6 protein-coding genes are annotated in these 13,999 nt (G+C 65.1%); 3 read left to right on the plus strand and 3 right to left on the minus strand.

Going from position 1 to position 13,999, the window contains the following annotated elements; genetic code table 11:
- The first annotated feature begins 223 nt into the window (after nucleotides 1–223).
- From gorA to AC07VY_RS18025, 3 genes are read left to right on the plus strand one after another with little or no spacing between them, the layout of a single operon-like run.
- Nucleotides 224–1,600: a glutathione-disulfide reductase gene (gene gorA / locus AC07VY_RS18015; protein ID WP_495098646.1), complete on the plus strand. Its 1,377-nt coding sequence runs from the start codon at nucleotides 224–226 to the stop codon at nucleotides 1,598–1,600.
- 25 nt (nucleotides 1,601–1,625) lie between these two features.
- Complete coding sequence (locus AC07VY_RS18020) at nucleotides 1,626–3,119, plus strand: AMP nucleosidase (RefSeq protein ID WP_495098647.1); 1,494 nt, start codon at nucleotides 1,626–1,628, stop codon at nucleotides 3,117–3,119.
- A gap of 45 nt (nucleotides 3,120–3,164) precedes the next feature.
- Complete coding sequence (locus tag AC07VY_RS18025; RefSeq protein WP_495098648.1) at nucleotides 3,165–4,379, plus strand: GGDEF domain-containing protein; 1,215 nt, start codon at nucleotides 3,165–3,167, stop codon at nucleotides 4,377–4,379.
- Here AC07VY_RS18025 and AC07VY_RS18030 read toward each other — a convergent pair.
- From AC07VY_RS18030 to AC07VY_RS18040, 3 genes are read right to left on the minus strand one after another with little or no spacing between them, the layout of a single operon-like run.
- Nucleotides 4,372–4,968, minus strand: coding sequence for a DUF1003 domain-containing protein (locus tag AC07VY_RS18030; RefSeq protein ID WP_495098649.1), 597 nt, complete (start codon nucleotides 4,966–4,968; stop codon nucleotides 4,372–4,374). The two genes, AC07VY_RS18025 and AC07VY_RS18030, sit on opposite strands and share 8 nt — an antisense overlap.
- Nucleotides 4,955–13,375, minus strand: coding sequence for a glycoside hydrolase family 94 protein (locus AC07VY_RS18035; protein ID WP_495098650.1), 8,421 nt, complete (start codon nucleotides 13,373–13,375; stop codon nucleotides 4,955–4,957). Before AC07VY_RS18035 ends, AC07VY_RS18030 begins: the two co-directional genes overlap by 14 nt.
- Nucleotides 13,376–13,379: 4 nt before the next feature.
- Nucleotides 13,380–13,622, minus strand: a complete 243-nt coding sequence (locus AC07VY_RS18040) for a hypothetical protein (RefSeq protein WP_495098651.1) — start codon at nucleotides 13,620–13,622, stop codon at nucleotides 13,380–13,382.
- Nucleotides 13,623–13,999 lie beyond the last annotated feature (377 nt).

Below are 13,999 nucleotides of genomic sequence, written 5' to 3' on the forward strand. Positions count from 1 at the left end.
TGAAAGTGCTGCTGACCAGCAGGCAGAAGGCGGCGGTACACAGGGGGAATTTCACAGATAACCTTTGGGTAGAGCGTAGAGGCTGCCATTATTGCGATTTATGCGCGGCCGGGTCGCCATGTTTCATTAAAAAAGGTAATGGCGTAGTAAGCGCTTGTTTCGGAAGCTATTTTTTTTATAGCAAAATGCGGCTTTACACACCGCAGCAACAGGAGTCTCTGGAATGTCTGCATTCGCATTTGATCTATTGGTGGTGGGCGGTGGCAGCGGCGGGGTACGGGCCGCGCGCATGGCGGCCCAGCGCGGTGCGCGGGTGGCGTTGGTGGAGGCCGGGGCCTTGGGCGGTACCTGCGTCAACGTGGGCTGCATTCCCAAAAAACTCTACAGCTATGCGGCCCACTATGCAGAGTCCTTTGAAGAGGCTGCCGGCTTTGGCTGGCAGGTAGAGCGGCCAAGTTTCGATTGGGGTCTGCTGAAGACCCGGCGCGCCGCAGAAATCAGCCGCCTGAATGGCGTGTACCGCCAGCTGCTGGTGGGTGCGGGCGTGACGCTGTTGACCGGCTGGGCCACGCTGATGGACGCGCATACCGTGCAGGTCGGCGACCAGCGCTACATCGCCCAGAACATCTTGCTGGCGACTGGCGGCACACCCACCGTGCCCTCGGTGCCGGGCGCCGAGCACGCCGTGGTGTCCGACGCGATGTTCGACCTGGACCCGTTCCCGCAGCGCCTGCTGGTGGTGGGCGGGGGCTACATCGCCTGTGAGTTTGCCTCCATCTTCAACGGCCTGGGTGCACAGGTGACCCAGGTGTACCGGGGACAGCAGCCGCTACGCGGTTTTGATGACGATGTGCGTGCATTCCTGGCGCAGGAGGTGCGCAAGGCCGGTGTGGATCTGCGCCTGGGGACAGAGGTGGCCAGCATTCTGCGCACCGCCGCAGGTCTGGAAGTGCGCCTGGGGAATGGCGACACGCTGACGGTGGACCAGGTGCTGTACGCCATAGGCCGGGTGCCGAATGTGCAGAACATGGGCCTGGAGGTTGTGGGCGTGGCGCAGGCACCTGACGGTGCAGTGCTGGTGGATGCGCACTACCAGACCTCGGTGCCGTCGATCTACGCGCTGGGCGACGTGACGGCGCGCGTGCAGCTCACGCCGGTGGCGCTGGGCGAGGCCATGGCACTGGTAGACCATTTGCTCGGCCCCAAGGCCGGCAAGGCTGCGCGGCAGATGGACTACGACTTGATTCCTACCGCCGTGTTTACCCACCCCAACATCGGCACCGTGGGCCTGACGGAGGCCGACGCGCGCCAAAAGTTTGGCCGGGTCAGTATCTACCGCAGCGAGTTCAAGGCGCTCAAACACACGCTGAGTGGCGGCACCGAGCGCACACTGATGAAGCTAGTGGTGGACGATGCGACCGACCGCGTGGTGGGCTTGCACATGGTGGGCGCGGACGCAGGCGAAGTGGTGCAGGGCTTTGCCGTGGCCATGAAGGCCGGTGCGACCAAGGCTGTGTTCGACAGCACCATCGGCATCCATCCCACTGCCGCCGAAGAGTTCGTCACCATGCGTGAGCCTGTTATCGCCCTTTCTTCTTGACCTTGTTGCGTTGCACAATAGCCCCATGCCCTATCTGCCCCCTTTCATCGCCCCGACCCGTTTCACCGACCCGGATGCTGCATTGGCGCAGGTCCAGCGGATTTATGACCAGCAGATCGACCATCTGCGCCAGGCCATGCAGCGCTTTGTGGCGGGCGAGACACTGCCCGGCCATGTGCGGGCCTGCTACCCGTTTGTGCGTCTGCACACCGAGACCGTGGCGCGCGCCCATGTGCTGGAAAGCGCCCATCTGAGCTACGGCTTCGTGGCCGGCCCGGGCCGCTTCGAGACCACGTTGACGCGCCCCGACCTGTACCGCAGCTATTACCTGGAGCAGTTCCGCCTGCTGCTGCAAAACCACCGCGTCGAGCTGGAGATCGGTACCAGTGCCTTGCCAATTCCGGTGCATTTCTCGTTTGCCGAGCATGACCATGTGGAAGGTCATATGGACGCTGCACGCCGCATGCTGATGCGCGATGTGTTTGACCTGCCCGACCTGGCCGCCATGGACGACGGCATTGCCAACGGCACCTACGAGCCCAAGGCTGGCGACCCGCTGCCGCTATCGCTGTTCACCGCGCCGCGCGTGGATTATTCGCTGCACCGCCTGCGCCACTACACCGGTACCGGGCCCGAGCATTTCCAGAACTTCGTGCTGTTCACCAACTACCAGTTCTACATTGACGAATTCGTGCGCATGGGCCATGCGGCCATGGCCGACCCGAACAGCGAGTATTGCGCCTTTGTCGAGCCCGGCAACGTGATCACGCGCCGCGTGGGCCTGGCGGCCGAGGCCGTGGATGCACTGGGCGCCGCGCCGCCGCGCCTGCCGCAGATGCCGGCCTACCACCTGGTGCGCTCGGACAACGCGGGCATCACCATGGTGAACATCGGCGTCGGCCCGGCGAATGCCAAGAACATTACCGACCACATCGCCGTGCTGCGTCCCCATGCCTGGATCATGGTCGGCCACTGCGCCGGCTTGCGCAACAGCCAGCAGCTGGGCGACTACGTGCTGGCCCACGGCTATGTGCGCGAAGACCATGTGCTGGACGAAGAGCTGCCGCTGTGGGTGCCGATCCCGGCGCTGGCCGAAATCCAGCAGGCGCTGGAACAGGCCGTGGCCGACGTCACCCAGGTGCAAGGCGTGGCGCTGAAGAACATCATGCGCACCGGCACCGTGGCCAGCACCGACAACCGCAACTGGGAGCTGCTGCCGAACAACCAGCCGCAGCGCCGCTTCAGCCAGAGCCGCGCCGTGGCGCTGGACATGGAAAGCGCCACCATCGCCGCCAATGGCTTCCGCTTTCGTGTGCCCTACGGCACCTTGCTCTGCGTCAGCGACAAGCCTTTGCACGGCGAGATCAAGCTACCCGGCATGGCCAACCACTTCTACCGCGAGCGCGTGGACCAGCATTTGCGCATCGGCATCCGCGCCATCGAGCTGCTGCGCGCCCAGGGGCTGGAGCAGTTGCACAGCCGCAAGCTGCGCAGCTTCGCCGAGGTGGCGTTCCAGTAGGCGCGCTGCAGTGGTCCGGCTACATACCACTCTATTCGTAACGCGATGCAGTTAGACATACCCACTCTGCTGGTGCTGGCCACCGTCAACCTGTTTGTGCTGTCCCTGGCCTTGCTGGCCTTGATGGGCCGGCATACCACGCCGCCCACGCGCTGCGCGCAGATGGCGGTTGCGACGCATATGCTGGGCGGGGTGTTGGCGATTGCCGCGTCATACAGCTGGCAGACCGTATGGGGCACCTTGGCGATTGCCGTGTTCGGCTGCGGACAGTGGCTGCTGCACCGGGCGCTGGGCGGCTGGCTGGGGCACCGCGCACGGCTCAGCCCGACCCGCAGGCGGCCGCGCCGGCGTGGCCCACAAGACTGGCTGAGCTACCGTTGGGCCACCCGCTGCATGCTGGTGCTGGTGCTGGCCGTACCTGTGGGTTATGCCTTGGGCTGGGACAACCCGCGTTTCCAAATGGGCTGGTCGCACGTAGGCTTGGCGGCCATGCTGCTGGTGGTGGCGCGTGCCACCCTGTTCCCTTTGCGCGCTGCGGGGCGGGATTGGCGTTGGCTGCTGTGTGCCTGCCTGATGGGCATGGCTATGCTGTTGCTGGCGCGCGCGGCGGCGGGTGAGTTCCTGGCTGAGCAGGTGCTGCAGTTGTTCAACCTGCTGCTGGCACTGGCCGTGAATGTGGTGTCCTTGGTGGCTACTCTGGCCCTGTTGGCGGCCTGGCGAGATGAGGCCAAGGCCCGTTTGCGTAGTCTGGCCATGACCGACGGCCTGACCGGCCTGCTAAACCGCCGTGGCTGGCAGGAGCGCGCTGAAAGCATGTTCGCCAACGCCCAGCGCTACCAGCAGCCACTGACCCTGATGATGCTGGACATAGACCATTTCAAGCGCATCAACGACACCCATGGCCATGAGGTGGGCGACCTGGCTTTGAAGCTGTTTGCACGCCTGTTGCGTGAAAGCCGGCGCACCGGTGATTTGGTGGGCCGGCTGGGTGGTGAAGAGTTTTGCATCGTGCTGGCCAATACCCATAAATCTGCCAGCATCGGCTTTGAGCAGCGTCTGCGCAGCGTGCTGGTCCTGCGGGCCGAGCAGGAGTTGGGCTTTCCCCTGGACTTCAGCGGCGGCGTGGCCGTGCTGAAGGAGGGCGATGGCACGTTGACCGGTCTGCTGGCCCGCGCCGATGCCGCGCTCTACGAGGCCAAGCGCCAGGGTCGAGGTCGTGTGCTGCAGTCCGAGGGCGGGCTAGGACAAACGGTTATTTAGACCGAGGGGCGCTTGGTGGCGGGGCCAGGGCGGCGGCAGCTTCGGGGTTCTTCTCGATCAGGTGCGTCAGCAGCTCCAGTTGCTGCTTCTGGATGGCCAACAGCTCACCCCACTGGCCTTGGCGCAACAGGTCTATCTTTTCATGCAGCAGCATGATTTCCAGTTCAGCCTTCAGATTCACCTCGTAGTCGTGCTCGGCATGCAGACGGTCCTTCACGGCTTGCCGGTTTTGCGACATCAGGATGATCGGTGCCTGTATAGAAGCCAGCATGGACAGCACCAGGTTCAACAAGATGAACGGATAGGGGTCGAATACCGCGTTGTAGTGGGTCAACAGCAAGGTATTCATCACAACCCACACCACCAGCACGGCCCCAAATAGGCCAATGAAGGCCCAGGACCCGCCAAAGCGGGCCACTGCATCGGCCGCTCTTGCGCCTAGAGAGGCGTCTTCGTCCAGGTCGATGGCCGTGTTGCGGGCGATGTGCTTGTGTTCAGCGATGTGGCGTGCAACCTTTTCGGCTTGCAGGTCCTTGGCCTGGCTGGGCTGGCGGGGTCGCTTGGGGGAGGTAGAGTCAGGTGTTTTCATGGGGTGCCTCCAGGGGAATGACAAAGCAAGGGGCTCCTGCCAGGGTGCTCCATGGCAGTGCCTCACCGGGTAGCAGCAAACGCGCATCCGCACGCCCCACGCTGGCCAGCGCGGTATCCACTGGTGCGCGGACCAGGATGAAGCGCATCTCCAGCGTTTCCCGGCGCAGCAGCAGTTCGGCCCGGGGCCAGTGCGTGGGCAGGCAGGGCTGGAAGCACAGGCTATGGGCCCCTTGCTGCAGGCCGAAAATCGACTCGATTGCGGCGCGGTGCATCCAGGCGGCTGACCCGGTGTACCAGCTCCAGCCGCCACGCCCCACATAGGGCGCATGGGTGTAGACGTCACCGGCCATCACATAGGGCTCGATGCCATAGACGGCATTTTGTGCCGGCTTGCTTGCCCGGTGTGCCGGGTTCAGATAGCAGAAATAGCGGTAAGCGGTGTCTCCATCGGCGGCCTTGCCCTGGGCTTGTTGCGTGGCATAGGCTGCCTGGGCCATCACCGCCCACGCGCCAGCGTGGGAGTACTGTCCGCCGTTTTCACGCACACCCGGCGGGTAGGCCTGGATGTAGCCGGCGCTTGGCACCGCATGGGCCAGGGGCGGGTCCAGCAGGCGGACGAGCCCTGCTGCCGGGTCCACCAGATGCTCTTCCACCGCAGCCAGGGCCATGCGTTGCAGAGCGGGTGCGGCGGCGCCGGATAGTACCGCCCAGGCCTGGGCAATCAGGTCGATCTTCGCTTCGGGATTGGCGTCGGAGCCCAGGGGTTCGCCATTGTCGAAAAAGGCGCGTTTGAACCAGCGTCCGTCCCAGGCGGGGCCGCTGAGCGCCGTTTTCCAGCCCTCGGCAGCCTGTGTCCAGCGTTGGGCTCTGGCGCTGTCTCCGCGTTGGGCGGCAATCGGTGCGAAGCCTGCGACCACTTGGCACAGAAACCAGCCCAGCCATACCGATTCGCCCTGGCCCGCAATGCCGACGCGGTTCATGCCGTCGTTCCAGTCGCCACTGCCCATCAGTGGCAAACCGTGGACGCCCACGGCCAGACTGCGGTCGATGGTGCGCGCTGCATGCTCGTACACCGTGGCGCTGTCCTTGCCGATGGTGGGGGTGTAGTAGGCATCTTCCGCGCCTTCGGGGATGGCCGCGCCTTCCAGGAAGGGCAGGCTGTGTTCCAGCAGGCTGGTGTCGCCCGTGGCCCGCAGGTAGTGCAGGCAGGCATGGGGCAGCCACAGCAGGTCGTCCGAGAAATGGGTGCGCACGCCTGCACCGCCCGGGTTGTGCCACCAATGCTGCACGTCCCCCTGCGGGAACTGGCGCGCCGCGCACTCGATGATCTGCGCACGCAGCATCTTGGGTGCGGCCCAGGCCAGGGCCATGGCGTCCTGCAGCTGGTCGCGGAACCCGGTGGCGCCACCGGCCTGGTAGAAGGCGGCCTTGGCCCACATGCGACAGGCCACGGTCTGGTACAGCAGCCAGCGGTTCACCATGGCGTCGAACAGCGGGTCGGGTGTGCTTACCGTGGTGGTTCCCAGCAGGCGGTCCCAGTGCTGCTTGGCTTCTGCCAGGCGTTGCTGTGCCGGCAGGCCCGCAGCACTGGTGGCCAGCTGCTGCGCGGCTTCCGGGCTGTCCGCATAGCCCAGCAGGAATACCCGTTCGTCGGCCTCGCCCGCAGGCAGCTCGAGCATGCTGGCCATGGCGGCGCAGGGGTCCAGCCCGCCACCGCTGCGTTGGTTGAAATGGTCCGGTATGACCAGGCGGCCCCGGGCATCGAAGCATTCGCGCCGGTCGCAAGTCCAGTCGTCCGCATCTCCAACGGTACCAGCCAGGGCCAGGAAGGCGGTTCCGTTGCCAAAGCCGGCAGAACGCTCGGCCTGGGTGCACAGCAGGGCCGTCACACTCAGCTGTTGATCGGCCAAAGGAATATGCGCGTGCAGCGTGTGGGTACTGCTGCGGTCGCTGCGGTTGGCACCCATCATCCATTCCGCCACGCCTATCACACGCAGTTGGGCGGTGCGCAGGCCCCGGTTGCGGATATGCAACCGTATCTGCTTGACCGAGCTGTGGATGTCCACGCACCAGCTGGTGGTTACATCGATATCGCCGTGGCGGTGTCGGATGCTGCTGTGGCCTTGCCCGTGGGAGATCTGGTAACCGACATCGGCTCCGCCGCAACCGTGCGAGGCCACATTCCAGATTTCCTGGGTCTTGCAGTCTTGCAACAGAAACCATTCTGCGGGCGGATCGGCCACCGGGTCGTTGGACCAGGCAGTGAGCTGGTTCATACGGCTATTGCGTGCCCAGGTGGTGCCGCCTCCGGCTTCGGTCAGTTGGCAGCCAAATGCCGGGTTGGCCAGCAGATTGGTCCAGGGTCTTATCGGACGCTTTTGGGGGCTGACATCGAAGTGAAAATCTCCAGAGTCCGCATCGAAGCGACCTGTGGGGGCTGCCGGCGTGGTGCCCGGGCTGGCGGCGACCGGAATGGCCACGGTGGCGGTGTTTTGCCTGTCCTCCAGCGCAGTCTCATGCAGTGCCGCCCAGGCCTGCACATGGTGTACCAGGGGGCGGCCATCGGCGCGCAAATGCAGGCGGGCCAGCGCATGCAAGGTGTTGAGTTCGTCGGCCGAGAGTTCTTCCGAACGCAGCAGGTAAAAACCAGTGGGGGTGGATTCTGCGCTGCTGTCGGCCAGGTGGCGGTCACGCAGCATGCCGATCTCGCGGTGCAGCTCCATCTGGTAGGACGCGGGCTCGGTATTCACCACCACCAGGTCACATCCCAGGCCGCCCCAGGACCAGACCCGCAAGGCCTGGGCCAGTGCCCGTAGCAGGCCCAGGCCTTCTGCGGCGCCGGCGGTGACCAGCAGGATCGGCCGGTCGCCCGAAATGTCCAGGCGCCACAGCAGGCGCTTGTCGCATACGCCCAGGCTAGGTGCCCGGGTGGTGCTGCGCCCCATGCGTGTCAGGTTGAGCAGCAGCGGGGTGGTCATGGTCTGGATCGCGGCCAGGTTGTCAGGCGACAGACCCAGCATGCGCAGGCGGATGCCGGTCAGGGTGTCCGACATCAGCGAAGCCCGTTGCACATTGCTGTGCTGGCGGTATTTGTCTATCACCGCCCCCAGGGTGGCTCCTGAGTCCGAGGCGGCGGTGGCAAAGGTGATGCGCGCCTTGCCCTGCGGGGTGATACGCAGGCGCACAGCCAGCGCGCTGACCGGGTCCAGCCCGGTGTGCAGCGGGCCGGAGGCCGTGGGTCGCGCGTCCATGGCTGCACGGGGTTGGCTAGCGTCCTGGTTACGGCCCCGCCACTGCTGCCGGTCGGTCTGGATGCGTATGCCTATTACCTGGGGATCGGTATCGACCAGAAAGTGGGCCGCCTGCAGCGCCTGCTCCGTGGGCAGGCGTGGTGTGCGCTGGAACAGCAGCGCCTGGTCTTCGTCTTCCCATTGCGCCTGTACGAACAGGTTGGCGAATGCGGGGTGGGCTTCGTCTGCGCGTGCATCACTCAAGGTGACTTCGAAGGCCGACAGCAGCTCGATCTCCAGCGGACGTTCGCCCAGGTTGCGCACTTCCACCTGGCGGAATTCGATGTCGTCCTCGGGGCTGACCCATACCGTGGTGTGGGTCTGCAGCCCGGGCCAGCTGGCGTCGAAGCAGACCCGGTCTGCGTGGAAGGTGCTTTGGTAGTGCGCTGCCGGGTCGGGCGCTGGATGCTGGGTGATGGACACCGGCTGGGCTTGCCCGCTCCAGCGCAGGTAGAAGAAATGGCCAAAGGCGTCACGCAGCGCGTCGTCGCGCCAGCGGGTGATGCCGGTGGTGCGCCAGCGGCTCCAGCCAGCACCATTCGCTCGCAGCGCCACATGGTAGTGCCCGTTGGATAGCAAGTGGGTGGGCTCCAGTGCCGTGGCACCGGGTATGAGTTCGCGCAGCAGGTTGGGGTGGCGATTCTGCAAGTCCGTTGCGGCAGGGCGTGCGGGCGGGGTATGCAGCAGTGCTACTTCGCGCGGCGGGCTCTCGTGCAGCAGAGACGCAACGGCTTCGATATGCACATTCGCCATGCCCCAGCGTTGCGCCGGACCGTCCAGCAGTACATTGGCCAGGGCCACGATCGTCATGCCCTGGTGGTGGGCCATGAAGGTTGCCACGGGGGCGAACACTGCATTGTCAGACTGCCGTTCTGGCGTGTAGTCAAGTGCCTCGATAAAACCATAGCGGCCGCTCGCCTTGATTGCGTCGAGTGCTTTTAAATTAATAGCAGATCGGTGGGGTGAAATCTGTGCAGCCAAGGCGCTGGCATAGGGTGCGATGACCAGCTCGTCGGGTGGCGTGCGGCGCAGCGCCAAGCGTGGCACGCCCTGCGGCGCGTACTGGTAGGCCAGGGTGTAGTCGCGTCCGGCATAGGCCGACTCGGAGATGCCCCAGGGCACTTTGCGGCTCTTGGCGAAGGCGATTTGCTCGTGCAGCGCGCCGTGGCAGGCCTCTTGCAGCACACTGCCTGGGGGCTCGTTCAGCACCAGGGTGGGCATTAGGTACTCGAACATGGAGCCGGACCAGGAACGCAGACAGGTGTCTGTGCCCACGGCGAAGAACGGCCGGCCTAGCGAGGCCCAGTGGCGCACCGGCACATCGCCCTTGGCAATGGCCAACAGGCTGGTCAACCGGGATTCGGACGCCAGTAGATCGTAGAAGCCGGCGTCCAGCTGCTGCTCGGCCACCCGGTAGCCAATGTGCAGCAAATGCCGCCTGCGGTGGTACAGAAAGCGGTAGTCCGGCGCCCAGGCCAGCGCCTCGAATGCCAGTGCCAGCGCCTGCAGACGATGGGCTGCAGGGTGGCTGCTGGCTTCGGCCTGTGTGTCCCGTGCGGCCGACATGCGTGCTACCCGGTGGTCGGCCAACTGCCATTGCAGCTGTTGGCGCAGCGCCGGTGACAGGCTGGTGCGTGCGGTCAGCAAGGGCATCAGGCGCTGGCGCAATTGCTGCAGGGCGGCCTGAGCCGCACTGGCGTCGTAGGGGGCGGTTGCCAGTTCCTGGCAGGCTTGGGCGACTGCCAGCAGATGGCCGCTCAGGTTGCCGCTGTCCACGGTGGAGATATAGGTTGGCAGCAGGGCCGCGCAGCTTTGCGTGTCGTACCAGTTCAGGAAGTGGCCGCGATGGCGTGGCAGGCGTTGCAGGGTGGCCAGCGTGGCCTCCATGCGCTCTAGCAGGTCCTGGGTGCCGATCCAGCCGAACTGGCGTGCGCAGGCCACGCTGAGCAGGTACAGGCCGATGTTGGTGGGCGAGGTGCGGTGGGCCACCATGTCGTGGGGTAGTACTTGCAGATTGTCCGGTGGCAGGAAGTTGTCCTCCGGCCCGACACAGCGCTCGAAGAAGCGCCAGGTGGCGCGCGCGGTGCTTTCCAGAATGGCACGGTCTTTGGTGGGCAGCACCGCATCGCGGCGCGGCGGGTGTGGCGTGCTGGCCCACCAGGTCCATATTGGGGAGGCCGCCCAGAGTGCGCACAGGCACAGGCTCAACACCGGATAAGGCGTGCCAATGGCTAACAGTGCACCGGCCAGCAACGCGGCCAATGCGGGGACGCGCCAGTGGGTGCGCAGCAAGCCCGGCAGATCGGTACTGGCCAGTGACTGTGCGGTGGCGGCCGTGGTCCATTGCAGTAAATGGCGGCGGCTGAAGACCATGCGGTACAGCGCCCGTGCGATGGCGTCCAGATTCAGCATGGCTTGCGCCAGCAGTTGGGCCAGATGCCACAGCCCACCCCAGCAGGCGCGCGCCAGGTCCGCGCCGGCATGGCGGTAAAAGTGTTGTTTGGCCAGGTCGTCACGGCTGGGCGATAGCCCGGCAATGGCTCCCATCAGCGGGCCAGCAGCAAACGCAGCGATGACCAGTGCCAGCGTCCACCCGGGCGGTATGCTGCCGGTGGCCAGGGCCAGTAGCAGCAGGCCCAGCGACATGGGAGCCACCAGTGAACGGCGCAGGTTGTCGAACATCTTCCACAGGTGGATGGGGCGCAGGTGGAACTGCCGTGGCCGCAGCAGAAACGGCAGCAGTTGCCAGTCGCCCCGCATCCAGCGGTGCACGCGGGAGGCGGCCACATCGGCGTGGAAGGGGGCGTCTTCGATCAGCGTGATATCGCTGACGGTTGCGCAGCGCACCATCGAGCCTTCGAGCAGGTCGTGGCTGAGCACGGCGCCCTCGGGCAGGCGACGGGCCAGCACGGCATGCAGGGCGCGCACCACCAGCAGGCCTTTGCCGGTGAACGTGCCTTCGGCAAAAACATCCTGGTAGATCTCGGACGAGGCCGCGCTGTAGGGGTCGATGCCGCATTGCCCGGCAAACAGCCAGTGGTAGAGCGTGAAGTCCTTGGTGGCGGGCAGCGGCGTGGACACCCGCGGCTGCAAGATGCCATAGCCATTGACGACACGCCGGCCGGTGGCATCCAGCTGCGGCTGGTTGTAGGGGTGGGCGGCCACGCCGACCAGGTCGCGCAGGCGGCCCGGGGGGAGTTGGGTGTCGCTGTCCAGCGTGAGGATGTAGGGTGTATCGGCTGCAATGCGCGACGCCTCGCCCCATTCGATGAAGGCCTGGCGCTCGCCAGTGGCCATGGCTTCCACCAGCAACTCCAGCTTGCCGCGCTTGCGTTCCCAGCCTATCCAGCGTTGCTCGGTTTCACTGAAGCTGCGTTCCCGGTGCAGAAGAATGAAGCGGGGTGCCTCTCCCGCTGTGACGGGGTAGCGCAGGTTGAGCATGGCCAGCTGCTCTATTGCCAGTTGTACCAATGCGTTGTCGGACGGCAGGTGTTCGGCGTCTGCATCGGCGTAGTCGCTTAACAATGCGAACTGCGCCTGGGCTTCCGGGTTGGCGATATGGTGCAAATGCAGCCTGCGTACCAGGGCCATCACGGAGGCGGCATCGGACAGCAGTGCCGGGATGACCACCAACACGCGGTGCTCTGCTGGAATTCCGTCCACCAGGCCCATGCGCGGTAGCGGCCTGGGGTGCGCGGACTCGCTGACCAGGCGGTTGATGACCGCCACGATGGCCTCGGACGCAGGCCAGACCATCAATGCGGCTGCCAGCCACATCCAGCCACCAATGTTGTGGGTGCTGAGCGCGGCTACATGCGGCCGTTGCAGCAGCCAGGCTACGACGCCGGCACTGCCTAGCAGCAGCGACAGCAGATATACCGGCAAGGCCGAGCGCTGCCGCAGCTTGCGCCAGAGTTCCGATGCCTGCTCCTGCAGGCCCAGGCCCAGAGCTTGGGACAGTGTGGGGCGGCCAGCACCACGCATCCAGTAGCTGGCGACCGTGCTGGTGGCGTGCGGGTCGGCTGACTTGCGCATCAGGCCCAGCAGGGTTTGGGCCACGGCAGCTTCACTGCGGCCGCTGCGCCGTGCCAGGCGCTCGATGCCGTGCAGTGTCTGGTCGCGCGTGCTGGTGTGCTCGGCTTCGAAGGCGGCAGAAGTCAGCATGATTTGCATCAGCACGCTGGCCTGGGCGATGATGTCCGGCCAGTCGGCATCGCCAATCGCACGCAATGACTTGACGGCGTTGCTGACACTCAGGTTGTCGGCGGCCTGATCGGCATTGTGCTGGGTGTGGGCCGCTGCGGCATCCGGCAGTGCATGCTCCAGCCAACTGGTGCACGCCCCGTCGTCACTGCCTTGGCGCTCCTGTATGCGCAGTGCCATCTGGGCCAGAAATACGCGGCCAACACCCCGTTGGTTCAGCAAGTGCAGCAAGCTGTCCAGGGTCTGCGGGGTGTAGCGCTCGAGCTTGTCGCAGCACAGATTGGCCACTTCACGTGCTGCCTTGTTGGTGGCAACGCGCTCGGCCAGACGGCGCAGGTTTTCCACCAGCACCACACGCAAGGTGGTGGGCAGGGCCCAGATTTCGGCCAGATACAGTTCGCGGCTCTCCTGGTAGGCAGTGAGGTACTGCTGCAGCAGGGCTTCATTGAATGCCCCATCGGTGTGGGCAACGAAGGCCCAGGCCACGCCGTAGATCCGCGGCAGGCCCGCCAGCGGCTCATCTTCCAGAATGGGCAGCGTGCGGAAGTAGCTGCGCGGCAGACCCGTGCGGATTTCTTCTAGCTGGGCCTCGATCAGGTGAAAGTTGTCCAGCAGCCACTCGGCAGCGGGACTGATGTCATACCCCGTGGCGGCCTGTGCGCCGATGTAGCGGTGGGCTTCCTGCAGCGTGTGGATGTTGTCGCGCAGGCGGGGGAAGAAATTGCCGGCCCGCAGGCTGGGTCGGCTGGCGCGGTGGGTGGCACCCAGGCTGTGGCCGTGTTGCGCGAAGCGCTGCAGACCGAAGATTTCCGAGCGGATGGGAGCCAGCACCGGCCCACGCGCCTTGTCCAGCATCTGGCACACCCCCGATGGTGCATCGGGTACCAGTTGCTGCAGCTCTGCGATAGACATGGCGTTACAAGGCCAGCAAACAGCCACCCATCAGCAGTGTCACGATGAACAGGGTCGTCACAAAACGTGCGGCTACGAAGCCGTGGAGTCTCTCCGCGCAGTACTGCAGCACAGACAGGCCGCCAGGTGCCGCTCGGCAATGGTCCAGGTGCTCGCCCAGGGCGGCGAGTTCCATGGGGGAGGTATCTGCTGTGGCACCAAAAGAAGATGTGCTCCAGCGCGAGGTAAGAATGGTCTGGCAGCTCATGGGCGTTCCTTATGCCAAGCGCTCGGCCCTTCGGGGCACGTGTGGCGCATGTGCTTCAGGGGGAACGCCTTGGCGGGCCCGCGGTGCGGGCCACGTGTAACCAAGCGGCAACCTCAATGTAGGCCGCTTGAGGGCGGCTGTATGTCGGAGAGCAGGCTGTGTCTTGTAAGACAACACGCGGTGTATGTCCATGTTGCCTGTGTGGAGGCCAGTGCGATGCTGCCGTGTTCGGTACCACCGATACACTGGTGGTGCAGCCGAATTTTCTTCACGCATCTCTGTTTTTGTTTCATGGAAAAGGTTGTTACACGCATGCCCACTAGCGCTCCTTCTGAACCTTCGGCGCGTCCTGCGGTTTCGCGTAAGGCGTTTTTTCC

Source organism: Rhodoferax sp. GW821-FHT02C08, assembly GCF_059421805.1.

Bases quoted from the DNA above. Each gene is read 5' to 3' on its own strand.
- AC07VY_RS18025 (WP_495098648.1), top strand. From the start codon at position 3,165: ATGCAGTTAGACATACCCACTCTGCTGGTGCTGGCCACCGTCAACCTG.
- AC07VY_RS18020 (WP_495098647.1), top strand. From the start codon at position 1,626: ATGCCCTATCTGCCCCCTTTCATCGCCCCGACCCGTTTCACCGACCCG.
- AC07VY_RS18040 (WP_495098651.1), bottom strand. From the start codon at position 13,622: ATGAGCTGCCAGACCATTCTTACCTCGCGCTGGAGCACATCTTCTTTT.
- AC07VY_RS18030 (WP_495098649.1), bottom strand. From the start codon at position 4,968: ATGAAAACACCTGACTCTACCTCCCCCAAGCGACCCCGCCAGCCCAGC.
- AC07VY_RS18035 (WP_495098650.1), bottom strand. From the start codon at position 13,375: ATGTCTATCGCAGAGCTGCAGCAACTGGTACCCGATGCACCATCGGGG.
- gorA (WP_495098646.1), top strand. From the start codon at position 224: ATGTCTGCATTCGCATTTGATCTATTGGTGGTGGGCGGTGGCAGCGGC.